This is a genomic window from Bartonella sp. M0192 (assembly GCF_016102305.1).
GTDB classification, from domain to species: Bacteria; Pseudomonadota; Alphaproteobacteria; order Rhizobiales; family Rhizobiaceae; genus Bartonella; species Bartonella apihabitans.
Genome location: NZ_JACFOU010000001.1, coordinates 1,382,361 through 1,396,867, shown reverse-complemented (window position 1 = coordinate 1,396,867; position 14,507 = coordinate 1,382,361). Strand labels below are relative to the sequence as shown.

The 14,507-nt window shown below is 45.8% G+C and carries 13 protein-coding genes; 5 read left to right on the top strand and 8 right to left on the bottom strand.

The window, feature by feature from the left end:
* Nucleotides 1–739 precede the first annotated feature (739 nt).
* From H3S82_RS06160 to H3S82_RS06140, 5 genes are all read left to right on the top strand, one after another.
* Nucleotides 740–1,492, top strand: coding sequence for a transporter substrate-binding domain-containing protein (locus H3S82_RS06160; protein WP_198232157.1), 753 nt, complete (start codon nt 740–742; stop codon nt 1,490–1,492).
* Between the two features lie 69 nt (nt 1,493–1,561).
* Entirely contained in the window at nt 1,562–2,281 is a 720-nt protein-coding gene (locus tag H3S82_RS06155) for an ABC transporter permease (RefSeq protein WP_198232158.1), read from the top strand.
* Complete coding sequence (locus tag H3S82_RS06150; protein ID WP_198232189.1) at nt 2,281–2,988, top strand: ABC transporter permease; 708 nt, start codon at nt 2,281–2,283, stop codon at nt 2,986–2,988. Before H3S82_RS06155 ends, H3S82_RS06150 begins: the two co-directional genes overlap by 1 nt.
* A 39-nt stretch (nt 2,989–3,027) precedes the next feature.
* Nucleotides 3,028–4,275 (top strand): FAD-binding oxidoreductase, encoded by a 1,248-nt coding sequence (locus H3S82_RS06145; protein ID WP_198232159.1) that lies wholly within the window; start codon nt 3,028–3,030, stop codon nt 4,273–4,275.
* Nucleotides 4,276–4,300: 25 nt separating this feature from the next.
* Nucleotides 4,301–5,080, top strand: coding sequence for an amino acid ABC transporter ATP-binding protein (locus H3S82_RS06140; protein WP_198224802.1), 780 nt, complete (start codon nt 4,301–4,303; stop codon nt 5,078–5,080).
* A gap of 288 nt (nt 5,081–5,368) precedes the next feature.
* Here H3S82_RS06140 and lpxB read toward each other — a convergent pair whose 3' ends face one another.
* The 8 genes from lpxB to H3S82_RS06100 form a co-directional block, all read right to left on the bottom strand.
* The gene (gene lpxB / locus H3S82_RS06135; RefSeq protein ID WP_198232160.1) at nt 5,369–6,535 is read right to left on the bottom strand and encodes a lipid-A-disaccharide synthase; all 1,167 of its coding nucleotides are present in this window, start codon (nt 6,533–6,535) and stop codon (nt 5,369–5,371) included.
* A complete protein-coding gene (locus tag H3S82_RS06130; RefSeq protein WP_198224806.1) occupies nt 6,528–7,400 on the bottom strand; it encodes an LpxI family protein in 873 nt (290 codons plus the stop codon). The genes lpxB and H3S82_RS06130 overlap by 8 nt, the downstream gene beginning before the upstream one ends.
* 2 nt (nt 7,401–7,402) lie before the next feature.
* Nucleotides 7,403–8,230, bottom strand: coding sequence for an acyl-ACP--UDP-N-acetylglucosamine O-acyltransferase (lpxA, locus tag H3S82_RS06125; protein ID WP_198232161.1), 828 nt, complete (start codon nt 8,228–8,230; stop codon nt 7,403–7,405).
* A 9-nt stretch (nt 8,231–8,239) separates the two neighbouring features.
* Nucleotides 8,240–8,719 carry a 3-hydroxyacyl-ACP dehydratase FabZ gene (fabZ, locus tag H3S82_RS06120; RefSeq protein ID WP_077971190.1) on the bottom strand — a complete coding sequence of 160 codons (480 nt, stop codon included), beginning with the start codon at nt 8,717–8,719 and terminating at the stop codon, nt 8,240–8,242.
* A 4-nt stretch (nt 8,720–8,723) separates the two neighbouring features.
* The gene (lpxD, locus tag H3S82_RS06115) at nt 8,724–9,767 is read right to left on the bottom strand and encodes a UDP-3-O-(3-hydroxymyristoyl)glucosamine N-acyltransferase (RefSeq protein ID WP_077971188.1); all 1,044 of its coding nucleotides are present in this window, start codon (nt 9,765–9,767) and stop codon (nt 8,724–8,726) included.
* Nucleotides 9,768–9,814: 47 nt separating this feature from the next.
* The gene (gene bamA, locus H3S82_RS06110) at nt 9,815–12,229 is read right to left on the bottom strand and encodes an outer membrane protein assembly factor BamA (protein WP_198232162.1); all 2,415 of its coding nucleotides are present in this window, start codon (nt 12,227–12,229) and stop codon (nt 9,815–9,817) included.
* 229 nt (nt 12,230–12,458) lie between these two features.
* Nucleotides 12,459–13,607 (bottom strand): RIP metalloprotease RseP, encoded by a 1,149-nt coding sequence (rseP, locus tag H3S82_RS06105; protein ID WP_198232163.1) that lies wholly within the window; start codon nt 13,605–13,607, stop codon nt 12,459–12,461.
* Nucleotides 13,608–13,622: 15 nt separating this feature from the next.
* A complete protein-coding gene (locus H3S82_RS06100; RefSeq protein WP_198232164.1) occupies nt 13,623–14,438 on the bottom strand; it encodes a phosphatidate cytidylyltransferase in 816 nt (271 codons plus the stop codon).
* Nucleotides 14,439–14,507 lie beyond the last annotated feature (69 nt).

Genomic DNA, 14,507 nt, shown 5'->3' with positions numbered 1-14,507 from the left:
ATGTTGGTTTTTTAAAATGAAAGCCATAACGAAAAACCGAGGACTTTCAAGTTTCCAGAAGTTAGTGGGTTAACTGTTTCAATATGAAGAATAGTCAATATTGCATAGAAAATAGATCGGTAACTTTCGGAGCATTGAGCAATATGGCAGCATTTCCGAAACTGCCCGAAACCTATTTATTGCTCAAATTGCGTTGAGCCCTTATCCTTCAACGTGCTTTAAGCCGATTGAATATAAAACCGGAACGAGAAACGGCAGCAAAACTCTTTATTAGGCGGCAAAATAATATCGAACTTACAAGGGCTTACGAACACCTGTTAAAAAATAGATTCGGCATTTTTCAAGCTCTCGGTCTTACCTTTTATTTGCGCCTGATGTCACCCATGTCCGGCAATGGTTTTATGTAGGCTGAGAACCATTTATTTCACGTATCACGCTATAATTGCCCTGAAGGAGGCAACCTTCATGCCCCCATTATTAAAAGGGCGCACATGATTTCAAGTTTGTCCATTGAAACCTAGTGAGGTCGACAAGCATTGCCATGCTTGATTGAACTCGTTCAAAAAACGGCAGGATTTTCATTTCCGTTCAAACTGACGGCTGCGCATCAATGGAGAGAGACAATGAAGCGTTTTTCAGGGATATATCGGTGGATTTATGTTTTTAAATTGCCCTTCGCTAAAACTTAGCGCTAAGACTAATTGGAATAGAACCATTTTGTTTAAAACAGGAGTACAACATGAAAATCCTAGCAGCTGGACTCGTTTTGGGAAGCCTTATGATGAGCTTTTCCGCACATGCTGAAAACTTGCGTATCGCAACCGAAGGAGCCTACCCGCCATTCAGTTACGTTGACTCCAACAATAACCTTCATGGTTTCGATGTCGATATTGCCTATGCACTCTGCGACAAAATGAAAGTTGAATGCACTGTTACAGCCCAGGATTGGGAAGGAATCATTCCCGGACTTCTGGCAAAAAAATATGATGCTATTATTGCTTCAATGGTTCCGACCGAAGAACGTAAGCAAAAAGTCGATTTCACAAATCGCTATTATACAACAACACTTGCTGTTGCTGTCCCGAAGGATTCGGACATCAAGGATCTCAGCCCACAATCTCTCAACGGAAAAAATCTCGGGGCTCAGGCCGGTACAACACAGGCAATCTATGCTGAAGATAACTATGCCCCCGAGGGAACCAATCTGAAGCTTTATCCAACGCCCGAAGAAGCCAATAGCGATTTGATCAATCACCGTCTTGACGCGATTATTCATGATAAATTCCCGCTTTTGACCTGGCTTGAAAAAGATGGCAAGGAGTGCTGCAAACTTCTTGGCGAAGTTGAAGGTACAAGAGAGCCGATTTCCATTGCTATTCGCAAAAACTCGGATGATTTGAAGAACCGTCTGAATAAGGCAATTGATGATATTCGTGCCGACGGTACCTATGACAAAATTGCCAAAAAGTACTTTCAATCCGATATTTATTAATTAACCGGTTGAATCATTTTGCAATTTTTTCTATCGGCTATTGATAACGAATAACCGGAGCTTTCATTGATGATCGAGTATTTGTCATTGCTGTCATTTGGCAGTGGCGGTTGGGGTATGGTTATGCTCATCGGAGCGGGAGTGACTTTGTCACTCGCGCTTTGCTGTTTACCTTTGGGGCTCCCCCTTGGTCTCATCTGCTCGCTGATGATCCAGTCGGATGTGAAATTTTTCCGGATTATTGCAACAATATTTTCCGCAATTTTTCGCGGATTGCCTGAATTATTGACATTATTTCTTGTCTATTATGGATTGCAGACCCTCGTCCAATCATTGATGGCACATTTTAATATTGAGGCAGAATTCTCGGTGAATGCTTTCTTTGCCGGTGTTTTGGCTCTGGGGATGGTCTTTGCGGCTTTCTCATGCGAAGTCTGGCTCGGCGCTTTCAAAGTACTGGATAGCGGCCAATATGAAGCTGCCAAAGCTTTGAGTCTTTCGCCTGCCACAACGTTTTTTCGTGTGGTTTTGCCGCAGCTTGCACGCAATGCCCTGCCCGGTCTTTCAAACAACTGGTTGACATTACTCAAGGATACGTCTCTGGTTTCAACGATCGCGCTCGTCGATGTGATGCGTCAGACAAATCTCGCTGTCGCAGCAACAAAAAAACCGATGTTTTTCTATCTGACTGCCTGTGTCATCTATCTTATCTTTTCGGCTGTTTCTTCATTCATTATCCGCCATTTGGAAAAGCGTGCCAATGCATGTTATGAAAAGGTATCCGCATGATGATACCCGACTTTTTGCATTTTATCATCAATCCGGATATTTTGAGCCGCTATGGCCCGAAATTTATTGACGGTTTTTTCGTCACCGTAAAGCTCGTAGCACTTTCCTATACGGTCGGCTTTTTCTTGAGCATCATGATTACATTTGCTTGGCGCTCGAAACATTCGTTTCTGCGTTTACCGGCTCGTATTTACATCTATTTCTTCCGTGGCTCGCCGCTCCTTGCACAATTATTTCTCTTTTATTACGGCATCGGCTCTTTCAGTGTTTTTTGGAAAAGCGTCGGATTGTGGTGGTTTTTCCAAAGCTCATGGTGGTGTTGTCTCTTCATTTTCGCGTTGAATACCGCTGCTTATCAGGCAGAAATTTTCCGCGGCAGCATGCAATCGGTACCTACCGGTCAATACGAAGCGGCCAAAGCATTGGGGCTCTCCCGGAAAACCACATTCATCCGTGTTATATTACCGCAATCCATGATCATGGCATTGCGTCCTTTAGGAAACGAGTTCATCCTTATGATCAAAGCCAGTGCTGTTGCATCTCTCGTGACAGTTTATGATCTGATGGGCGTTGCCAAACTTGCCTATTCACGTACATTCGATTTTCAGGTCTATATCTGGGCGGCTGTACTTTATCTGATTATCGTTGAAATTGTTCGGCGCTTGATCGGCGTGACAGAACGTAGACTGACACGTCATCTGCGTTAATGTCAGCCGAATAAAAGAGGATTGCGGGATTACGTTCAAATGAAAAAATTTGATGTTATCGTGCTCGGAGCCGGAATCGTCGGCGTATGCACATGTTTACATCTTCAATTGAGAGGCTATCATGTCTGCCTTGTCGATAAAAAAGACCCCGGACAGGGAACAAGTTACGGCAATGCGGGATTGATTGAGAGATCAAGCGTCATTCCTTACCATTTTCCCCGTGAATTTTCGCGTCTTATCGCCTATGCCTTCAATCATCAAACCGATGTGCGGTTTGACTGGACTTACCTGCCACAAATAGCACTATGGCTCTTCAAGTTCTGGCGCCAATCATCACCGAAAAACTTAAAAAAATCGACTTTGGCTTTGTTGCCGCTTATCGAAAATAGCGTCAAAGAACACGATTTTTTAGCCGAATTAGCCGGTGCTACTTCGTTTATTGAGCCGAAGGGCTGGCTCGAGATATTCCGCACCGATAAAGATTTTGACAAAGCGAAAAACCATCTTCTTTCGCTTGAGCGTTTTCACCTCGATTATGATGTTCTTGACCGGAACGCTTTAATTCAGCGTGTTCCATCTATCAGTCCGCAGCTTGTCGGCGGTATTCATTGGCTTGATCCGAAAACTGTCAACGACCCCGGCGGGTTGACCGCCGCTTATGCGCGTTATTTCATCAAACAAGGTGGGAGTTTCGTGAAACTCGATACTTTGAAAACCGAATATAATAACGGGCTCTGGCAAATAAATGATAACGGCATATCAATCGGGGCACCCGATGTTGTGGTTGCTCTTGGCCCCCAGTCCATCCAATTTATGAACAAATTCGGCTATCGTCACATTCCGTTTGCCGTAAAACGTGGCTATCATATTCACTTCCGCCAAGTTGACGAGAAGACTGTTCTTAAGCATTCAATATGTGATCCCGTCGCCGGTTTTGTATTGGCGCCAATGCGTCAAGGAATTCGACTTACCACGGGTATCGAATTTGCAAGTCCGAAAGCCCCGCCTTATTGGACACAATTAAAGCGGGCTGAAAAAATTGCAAAAAACATTTTTCCGCTCGGTGAATATGTCGAGACCGAACCTTGGCTTGGTGAACGCCCTTGTCTTTCGGACATGCGCCCGATTATCGGAAAAGCGCCTGCACATAAAGGTCTTTGGCTCAATTTTGGCCATGCGCATCATGGATTGACGCTTGGAGCGGTTAGTGGAAAATTACTTGCCGAGATAATGGCGGGTGAACAACCATTGACATCTCCTGATGCTTTCAGTCTAACACGGTTTTGAGAACCAGAAACGGAGAACAACAGCAATGGCGGCAGTTCAGCACAATAACAACGATAAAGCCAAATCTGATGAACATGTCATTGTCATTCAAGAATTAAACAAGTGGTATGGTGAATTTCAGGCCCTTCATAATATCTCCCTTGACGTTAAAGCGGGAGAACGCATTGTTTTATGTGGGCCATCCGGTTCCGGTAAATCAACTCTTATCCGCTGCATAAACCAGCTCGAAGTGCCCGAACAAGGAAGCATCCGCATTTATGGCGTCGATATCATGACTGCAGCGCCACAAGAGCAGAAAAAGGTGCTCCGCGAAGTTGGCATGGTATTCCAGCATTTTAATCTCTTTCCCCATATGACTGTCATGCAAAATTGCATTCTTGCTCCCATGACCGTTCAAGGACTGACAAAGGAAAAGGCAAAAGAGCGCGCAATCAAATATTTGAGTAAGGTCGGTATCGAGGCCCATAGCGAAAAATACCCGTCCCAGTTATCCGGCGGGCAGCAGCAGCGCGTTGCTATTGCTCGTGCTCTTTGCATGGAACCCAAGGTTATGTTGTTTGATGAACCAACCTCGGCTCTTGATCCGGAAATGGTCGGAGAAGTTCTGGATGTTATTGTCAAGCTTGCCGAAACCGGCATGACCATGCTTTGCGTCACACATGAAATGGGATTTGCGCGCGAAGTTTCAGAACGTGTTCTTTTTCTTGAGAATGGAAAGATTCTTGAGGACACAACACCTGATAAATTCTTCTCAAATCCTGATAACCAAAGGGCTAAAGATTTTCTTGCAAAAATAAAACACTAATAATCGAGTGTTAAACCGGTTCATGAATGGCGTTTTTCAACGAAATTACGCCCTATGATGACTGAAACAGTTTCATCTGCCTGTTTCGACAAATTTTAACGGGCTGCACAAAACGTTTTGGTAGCTAAAGCAATTCCGCAATAAGTACGTAGATAATTGCAAATTTTCGGCAGACACATATTCGATAGGCGCATTTATTTAAAAATAACCTGAATTAGGTCGGGTGCTGTTTTCCATTTCACCCAGCTTCGAGGAAGCTCCAGTGACCTGATAAGCGCTACAAGCATTTCACTGAAGCTTCAGATATTTCAACAAGGCTTGCGATGCAATTTCGCCAGACGGTGCAGATGTTTTCATCGTCGTTTTGATCAAAGAAAATCCGTCAAGTTGCGCTTGACGAACCGGTCCTGCAACAACCAGTTGTTCAACCTGACGGGCCAGCATACCGGGACGCAAAAATTCATTGAAATATTCCGGAACAACCGGCCGGTCGGCGATGATATTGGGCAATGCGGCGCTCCACACTTTTACCCGTGGCAATATAAAGGTTTTTGAAAAAAGATCAGCTTTATAGCCAAGAACCATTGGAATATTAGCAAGGGCTAGTTCCAGAGAAACGGTACCGGACGCAGCAAGTGCCGCATCAGCTTTTGCAAAAGCTGCCCATTTTTCCTCCTCACCAACCACAATTTCCACTTTTACCGGCCATTCACTCATAAGTTTGCGCACACTGTCGGCAAGCCTTGGCAGAGTAGGCAAAACAAAATTGATAGCTGGCTGCCGTTTTTTTAAAATTTCCAAAGCTGCCCCGAAAATCGGCATCAAACCACGAATTTCAAAATGTCTCGAGCCCGGTAATATGACCACTGTCGGCGCCAACTTTTTCTCTTCCAAATGGCGCAACCGCATTCTTTCCATTGCCAGCAATGGCGGATAGGTCAACAATCTATGACCGACATAAGTAGCTGGAGGGCCTTGCAAATCATGCATAACCTTTTTTTCGAAAGGGAGCACAACAAGAACATGGTCGATATAGGAACACATTGCCTTGGCTCGTTCGGGGCGCCACGCCCAAACCGAAGGAGCAATATATTTTATGATAGGGATTTGAGGCGCGAATTTCCGGACTTTTTTCGCAACACGGTGGGTAAAGTCCGGACTATCTATGATGATAAGACAATCAGGCTTTTCATCAGCAATAAACCGCGCCAGACGGTGTATATGCAGGATGAGCTTCGGCAGTTTTTTCAAAACAGCACCAAGCCCCATTAAAGCTATGTCATCAACATTAAAGGCACTTTTTAGCCCCAATGCTTCAAGATGTGAGCCGCCAACGCCTATGAGTTTGATATTGCGTCCGGTTTTTCGCGCCAGTGCCGATATCAGATCTGCTCCGAGCAAATCTCCCGATTCCTCGCCGGCAACGATAGCAATTTTAATAGGACCATCAGACATATTCGTTCTTTCCGAAGGTCTCGATAAAAAGCGAACATTTATCTGCTTGTTCAACTGTCTCTTTTAATGAAACGATGAAAGTCCGTTCTGCTTCGACGGCAACGCCATCCAAATGACATTGTTTGGCATGGATAATTGTTTCAGGCCCAATGGTGGGCAAGTCGGCTCTTTCATCCTGTTGTTCTTTAGCTCGCTTGACCAACACCCCCCCTGTTAGAGGAATGCGTTTTTCATTACGCATTTCCGTGACACGGCGCAACATGTTATCGGTACCCTCCGCACCTTCAACGGCCACGACGCGCCCTTTTACAGCAACTGCTCCCTGACCGATATCAAGTTTTCCCAAAATTGCAGCTGCCTCCGCTGCAAGCATAATATCCCGCCAATTTTTTTCGTCAGCGCGTTTCTTCGTCAGATTGAATCCTTTGGGTGCCAATAATTGTGGAACGACTTCGTGGGCGCCCACAACATGAAAACCATATTTTTCGACAACGCTAATGAAGGCTTTCAAAAGCGCATCGTCTCCCTGCCCCAAAGCATGAAACAATTTTGGCAATGCTGATAACGTTGTCCAATCAGGGCGCAGATCTTTGAGATTAGGCCGACTTTTGACACCACCTGCCAATATAACATTGGTGATATTCGCTTTTTTCAAAGCTTTTATCAGCCTAGCTAGCTGTACGACCGATATTTCACAGTGCTCATAGGCGTAAAGTCTCGGATCGGCTTCGCCTTTCAGTGGAACAAGAAACGGCTTTTCCCCCATTTCTTCTATTGCGCTGGCAACAGCCAAAGGCAAAACGCCATTTCCCGCGATGATAGCGGTACGACCGGAAAGGCTACGTTTTGTGTCGCCCTTCCCCATATTCAATATCCGATATCGCCGCTGTTATTTGTGTTATCGAGTTTTGGCGTACAAAACGCGCGTTTATGATCAGCTTCAACAAAATCGATAATGTCAGTTACCGCTTTTGAAGCTGGATAGGCATTACGTACGTCAATGGCTCTTTCGGCAATGGGTTTGGTTCTGTCAAAGAGCATCGGTACAGCATGACGCACAGCGTGAATTTCACTATGCGGCAAACCTGATCTTTTCATGCCTATAATATTCAAGCCACCCAGCCATGCGTGGACGCCGATAGCAGACCCATAGGGAATGAGATCACCAACCAGAGCGGCCAAACCACCAACAAAAGCGTGATGCCCGACACGAACGAATTGATGAACCGCACCGCCGCCACCAATAATCACATAATCACCGATCACGACATGGCCACCGATCATCACATTGTTGGAAAATGTAACGTGATTTCCCAAAGCACAATCATGAGCCACGTGGGCATAAGCCAAAAATTCGCAATCATCGCCAACCGTTGTTGTTCCACGGCTTGTATCCGACCCGCGATGCATGGTGACACCTTCACGGATGATGCAATTTTTTCCGATAACCAAAGTAGTACGTCCACCTTTGTGTTTATTATTTTGAGGATCTCCCCCTAAAACTGCATTCGGATAGACAAGAGCGTTTGCCCCCAATGTGGTTGGGCCCATTATGACAACATGGCTCAACAAACGGGAATCATCGCCAATAACAGCGTCCGCGCTTACGGTACAAAAAGGCCCGATTTTTACATTGGTACCAAGTTCTGCACCTTTTTCCACAATCGCAGTTGGATGAATTTCAACACCGGACATTCTAGAACCCTATTCTTCTTTATTCTCGGCAACCGCAATCATAGCAGCAACTTCCGCTTCTGCCACGCGATTTCCATCAACTTCCGCAAGGCAAGAAAAGCGTCTGATTCCACCATGTTGTTTCAATTTCTTGACATGGAGTCTCAACTGATCTCCCGGCACAACAGGTTTACGGAATTTTGCTTTATCGACGGTCATGAGATAAACAACGCCGGGTTTTTCGTCGCCCTGAACAAGCAACGAAATTGCGCCGGCAGTCTGAGCCATCGCTTCAATGATAAGCACACCCGGCATAATCGGGTTTTCCGGAAAATGCCCTGTGAAGTGCGGTTCGTTTACCGTAACATTTTTAATGCCAATTGCCGATTGATCACCGTCAATATCAATAATACGATCAATAAGAAGAAACGGGTAACGATGAGGCAATATCGACAACAGCTTACGAATGTCTACTGCCTCCAGACTGTTCTTCTCAACAGCAGCGTTCATCTTGTCATTTCTCCTTATTGAACTTTGTCATATTTCTTAGCGCCGCAACTTCGCGGAACCATTGTTTGATCGGGCGAGCGGGGCTACCACCCCATTTTTCGCCGTCAGGTATGTCATTCATAACGCCACTTGCTGCAGCGATCTGCACACGTGAGCCAATTTTTACGTGATCGGCCAGACCGACACTTCCTCCCAATTGCGTCATATCACCGATTGTAGAACTACCTGCAATTCCACAATGCGCAGCAATCAAACAAAAACGTCCGATTTGCACATTATGAGCAATTTGAACCAAATTATCTATTTTTGTGCCTTCGCCAATGATCGTATCTTTCAATGCACCGCGATCAACTGTCGTATTGGCACCGATTTCTACATCATCCTGAATAATAACGCGCCCAAGCTGCGGAATTTTTTCAATGCCGCTCGGTCCACCGACATAACCGAACCCGTCCTGACCTATTCTCACTCCCGGATAAAGACGAACCCGATTACCTATAAAGCTATACTGAATTGAAACAGATGGCGCGATATAGCATTCACGCCCTACCCGACAATTTTCACCGATGACGGCCGTTGAGGAAACAAGCGTACCGCTCCCTACTTCTGCTCCGCGTCCGATAACAGCACCCGGTTCGACCGTCACTCCTTCTTCGAGTTTTGCCTCCGGATGAACAAAAGCTTTTGGTGAAACTCCATATTCTCCAAACCACGGAGCCGGTGTTGAAGCTGTCGGAAACAGGATGCGTCCAATCATCGCAAAATCACGATGTGGCGATTGCGTTACAAGAGTAGCAATATTATCAGGAACTTTGGAAGCAACATCTTCGGAACAAAAAACGGCAAGAGCCTGGCTCCCGAGCAACGCTTTTGCAAATTTTCTACTTTCGACAAAAACGAGAGAACCCGGCTCCGCATTATCCAGCGAAGAAAGATGCTTGATTACTGAACCACTTAATTCAGGATTGCGTAAAGCGGCACCTGTTAAAGCTGCCGCCTCGCCAACAGTCAACTGTCGGGACGGCGTAAAAAATAATGAATCCGCCATCAGAACACTTTCTCTCCCGACCCTTCAAGATCGGGAGAAAGGGAAAATTAGAACTTGGTCGAGACACCAAAGTTGAAGTTCTGTGTCCGGTCACCGCTCTCTTTAGCAACAGGCCAAGCATAGTCAAAGCGCAATGGCCCAAATGGCGAAGCCCACATCAAGCTGACACCGGCAGATGCACGCCATGCACTCTCATCACCGGTAACCGGATTCTCACCAGGATAACTAGGATCATACTTGTTGCCGTAAAGTGTTGCAGTATCAGCAAAGAACGCTCCACGCATACCCAAACTATCCGGAACAACCGGCATCGGGAATTGGATTTCCGCCGTGGCATTCATATAGGTCGTACCACCAAGGAAGTACTTATCTCCGTCTGTAGAGCGCTGACGAGGACCGATACCGTTATATTTGAAACCACGAATGATATCCGAATTGCTCTTGAACATATCGAAGATACGGACACCATCGTCACCGATCTCGTGGATATAGCCACCGCCGACAGACAGCAAACCAACGAGATCGTATGTTTCCGAAATCGTCTTGTACATCATGGCCTTGCCAGTCGTCTTCAAGAAATTGGCATCACCACCGACACCGGCATATTCCTGAATACCACGAACAAAAAGACCATCATGCGGGTTTTTCATGTCATCTATAGTATTATAGGTCAAACCATAGCTGACCGACGAACGAATCCACGGACTATTCTTCGAAGCCTGAATAATGGCACCGGAATAATCTTTCATCTCCTGTTCTTCTTTAGAAGTATGGAATTTATCAGCAAGTTTCTCATAGCGACCCTCGTGGTCAAGATCATATTCTTCCTGAACATAGTTATAAGCGATGCTACCGGTTAACTGTTCGGTAATCGGCACACCAAAACGAACCGAACCGCCTGTTTGTTTGACATCATAGTCGTCATTCATACGATATGTACGACGGAAAACATCAAAACCGGCCGACAACCGATAACCAAGAAAATAAGGTTCGGTAAATGATAAATTATAGTTACGTGCGTCATCTTCACCGGCACCGGCACCAATACGAACATATTGGCCGCGCCCCAAGAAGTTACGCTCTGTAATAGAAGCTTCAACCGAAGCACCCGGCGAATCGCCACCTGTTGTATAACCGCCACCGATAGAGAACTCACCCGTTGATTTTTCGGTCACATCAACAACAAGGATAACCTGATCCGGTTCTGAGCCCGGAGCTGTTGAAACATTGACAGTCTGGAAGAAGCCCAACCCTTCAAGGCGCCGTTTAGCACGCTGCACCATTGTCTGGTTATAAGCATCGCCTTCATTCAAGTCGAGCTCACGACGGATAACATAGTCACGTGTTTTATCGTTACCGCGAATTTCAATTCGCTCGACATAGGCTCTTGGCCCCTGATCGATATTGTAAACGATAGACATCGTATGATTATTGAAATCACGGTCACCACGAGGCTCAACTTTAGCAAAAGCATAACCCGAATCAGCAACCTTGTTATTGATTGCCAATACCGAGTCTTCAATGCGCTTGGCTGAATAGACATCGCCTTCATGTGTCTTCAGCACTTTTTCCATTGATTTAGTGTCAACCCCTTCAATTGTGCTATCGACCTGTACATCGCCTAATTTATAGCGGGCACCTTCATCAACAACGAATTTGATTTTATAGGAATTACTGGCTTCGTCGAATGTCGCATCAGCCGAAACAATCTGAAAATCGGCATAACCGTGATTGAAATAGAAACGGCGCAAAGCTTCCTGATCAGCCTGCAAGCGATCATCACTATAAACATCGCCTCTGGTCAGCCAAGAAAGGATATTGGAGCGTTTGGTTGCGATAACATCACGCAGACGGCGGTTACCAAAAGCCTTATTTCCTTCAAAGGTAATATCGTCAATCTTGGTTTTCTTACCTTCTGTGATCTTGAAGACGACATTCACACGTCCTTGCCCGAGATCGACAGTCTGGGCCGAAACCTCTGCATCATTACGACCTACATAACGATAGGCATCACGAATGGACTGTTCGTCGGATGCAAGTTTGGCAGGATCGAAAGCTTCGCGCGGCTTAAGCGAAATAACGCGCTGCAAATCAGGATCCTTGACCTTTTTATTACCTTGGAAAAGCACCTGATTGACGACTTCGTATTCCTTGACAGAAACCACGAGCGTACCACCAACCTGCTTCATCTTGACGTCGGAAAACAGCCCCATTGCAAAAAGCCGCTTCAAACCTTCATCAATATCATTATTGGAAAAATTCTTTCCAACCTTGATACCCGTGTTATCACGAATCGTCTGTGCGTCAACACGCTGGTTGCCACGAACCTCGATGGCGTGAACGACAGCCGCCTGTGCAACCCCCATCCCCAAAACCGAGACAGTTACAGTTGCCGGAACGGCCATTGCTACCGTAAGTGCCAGTGCAGATGCTGCGCTAAGAAATTTCGAATTCGCCGTCATTGGCTTCTTTACCCTTGTTTATTTGTTTCCAGACACACCGTGCCCAAAAATGCTTATATATCCCTAATAGCGGGTTTTTTTATACAAGCAAGGCCTTCCGTTAAAATCTGCCTACTTCTTTACTCACCGTGGCATGTATGCCACGGCATTTCACAAATATGGTAAACAGTTTACATCATTTTTAAATAACAAACATCGCCCAACTTGATAAACTGTTAACACAGCTTAATCAACCTAACCAGCATAAATAATCGTTGGATATTGCAAATAACATAAAAGCAACGACAATAATAAAGCCGACGCTAAAAATGATTTCCTGAATACGCTTGGGAACCGGCCGCCCGATAACACCTTCAATAACATAAAAAACCAGATGCCCCCCATCAAGCGGTGGCAAAGGAAACAGATTTATCAACCCGATACCGATTGAAAGAAAGGCTGTAAGATTGAGAAGCGACATAAATCCGGTCTCGCTTACCTGCCAAGCTATTGTTGCCGTTTTCGAAGGGCCGCTCAATTGACAGCGATCTTCCCGCCCTTCAATCAATCGCCCGAGAAAACGAACTGTCTGAACGACAATAAAAGCCGATTTGTCCGTTGCTTCACCAATTGCCGAAAACAATCCATAATTGACATGTTTTTCATAGGCCGGATCCAGTCTTCCCGGATTATTCGGATCAGCAGGTGCTCCAGCGCCAATCATGCCGACGCGAACTTTATTGCCAAATCCGTCATCCCGTTCCGTCGGTTTTGGCGTAATGGTAACGTTATAAGGCTGCCCTGATCTTTCCAGCGTAAAATCGATCGGATCACCTCCGTGGAGCGAAACATAACCGATGAGGTCGTCGAAACTTTCAACCTTTTGACCATCCATCTCTATAAAACGGTCTCCGGGTTTTAACCCTGCCGTCATTGCGGGCGCACCATCCACCAATGAACCGATAACCGGTTCAATGATTATTCTGCCATAGGAGAAGAAGAAAAACGACAAAACCACAACGGTAAAAAGTGCATTGGTAAATGGTCCGGCAAAAACGGTAGCAGCACGAGCCCAGGCACCAGCAGAAGCAAAAGATCCGGGAAGCGCCGCCGCATCCGCTTTCGAAGCCATTCCGGCAGCATCTTCGTCGCCGATAAATTTCACGTAGCCGCCAAGAGGTATCAATGCAATGCGCCACCGTGTGCCACGCTTATCGGTCCGCGAACAGATTTCCGGACCAAATCCCAATGAAAATGCACTCGCGCCGATACCGCACCAGCGCCCCACGAGATAATGGCCCATTTCATGGACAAAAATAATGACCATGATGACACATATCACACCAAAAATACGCAATAACGGTGTGCCGACATCAGCAATAAAACTCATTATTTCCAAGAGAGGCTCCGTCAATCAGATCAGGTTAAACATATTTGAAGGAACTGTCATATCTGCAGCTATTGCACCAACGAGATAAAGCAGAATGGCCGCAAAAACCAGTCCATCGACGCGATCCATAAAGCCGCCATGTCCAGGCAGGAAGCGCCCTGAATCTTTTACACCAAAGTGCCGTTTTACCCACGATTCAGAAATATCTCCAATTTGCGATACAATCGAAAGAGCAAGAGACAGTACAGGGATAAACAAATTGGCTGGAGTAGTATCAAGAGCTACAAACGCTACGAGGCATCCGCCTGCAGTACCGGCCAATGCACCGCCAATGGCCCCACTCCACGTTTTATTAGGAGAAAATTTGGGAGCGAGTTTTGGTCCGCCGAGCGAACGTCCATTGAAATAGGCCGCTATATCCGTTCCCCAAACAATAGCGAAGAGATAAATAATCGCACCGAATCCGAATGGTTCTTCGCCTCTTATATATGTCAAGGATAGAACGGGCAAAGTTGCATAGAGATAGCCTCCAGCGACCCAACCGGTTTTTCTTCCTGCCACAAGTGCGAGGACAATAGCACATAAAAAAATCACGACAAAAACGAGAGGCGCTGAAAAATCAGCAACAAGCAGAATGCCAAAAATAATATATGCCACGGAGGCAATAATTTCGTCTATTTGCCGCCAGCAGCTTTTACTAATCCCTCTCCACTCGTATAGAACCAAGCCACCAACGCACCAGGCAAATAAAGCAAATACAAAGCCGCCTTCCCATGTCAGAAAAAGTGCTATAGCTGCAAAGACAACAGCTGTCAGAATTCTCATGAGAAGATTAGACATCGGTTCTCCGATCCGAACAAATTTGCATCCCGAACTTTATTTTTCATCCAATTTCTTTTTAAGATAAAG

Bases quoted from the DNA above. Each gene is read 5' to 3' on its own strand.
- H3S82_RS06160 (WP_198232157.1), top strand. From the start codon at position 740: ATGAAAATCCTAGCAGCTGGACTCGTTTTGGGAAGCCTTATGATGAGC.
- H3S82_RS06155 (WP_198232158.1), top strand. From the start codon at position 1,562: ATGATCGAGTATTTGTCATTGCTGTCATTTGGCAGTGGCGGTTGGGGT.
- H3S82_RS06150 (WP_198232189.1), top strand. From the start codon at position 2,281: ATGATACCCGACTTTTTGCATTTTATCATCAATCCGGATATTTTGAGC.
- H3S82_RS06145 (WP_198232159.1), top strand. From the start codon at position 3,028: ATGAAAAAATTTGATGTTATCGTGCTCGGAGCCGGAATCGTCGGCGTA.
- H3S82_RS06140 (WP_198224802.1), top strand. From the start codon at position 4,301: ATGGCGGCAGTTCAGCACAATAACAACGATAAAGCCAAATCTGATGAA.
- lpxB (WP_198232160.1), bottom strand. From the start codon at position 6,535: ATGTCTGATGGTCCTATTAAAATTGCTATCGTTGCCGGCGAGGAATCG.
- H3S82_RS06130 (WP_198224806.1), bottom strand. From the start codon at position 7,400: ATGGGGAAGGGCGACACAAAACGTAGCCTTTCCGGTCGTACCGCTATC.
- lpxA (WP_198232161.1), bottom strand. From the start codon at position 8,230: ATGTCCGGTGTTGAAATTCATCCAACTGCGATTGTGGAAAAAGGTGCA.
- fabZ (WP_077971190.1), bottom strand. From the start codon at position 8,719: ATGAACGCTGCTGTTGAGAAGAACAGTCTGGAGGCAGTAGACATTCGT.
- lpxD (WP_077971188.1), bottom strand. From the start codon at position 9,767: ATGGCGGATTCATTATTTTTTACGCCGTCCCGACAGTTGACTGTTGGC.
- bamA (WP_198232162.1), bottom strand. From the start codon at position 12,229: ATGACGGCGAATTCGAAATTTCTTAGCGCAGCATCTGCACTGGCACTT.
- H3S82_RS06100 (WP_198232164.1), bottom strand. From the start codon at position 14,438: ATGTCTAATCTTCTCATGAGAATTCTGACAGCTGTTGTCTTTGCAGCT.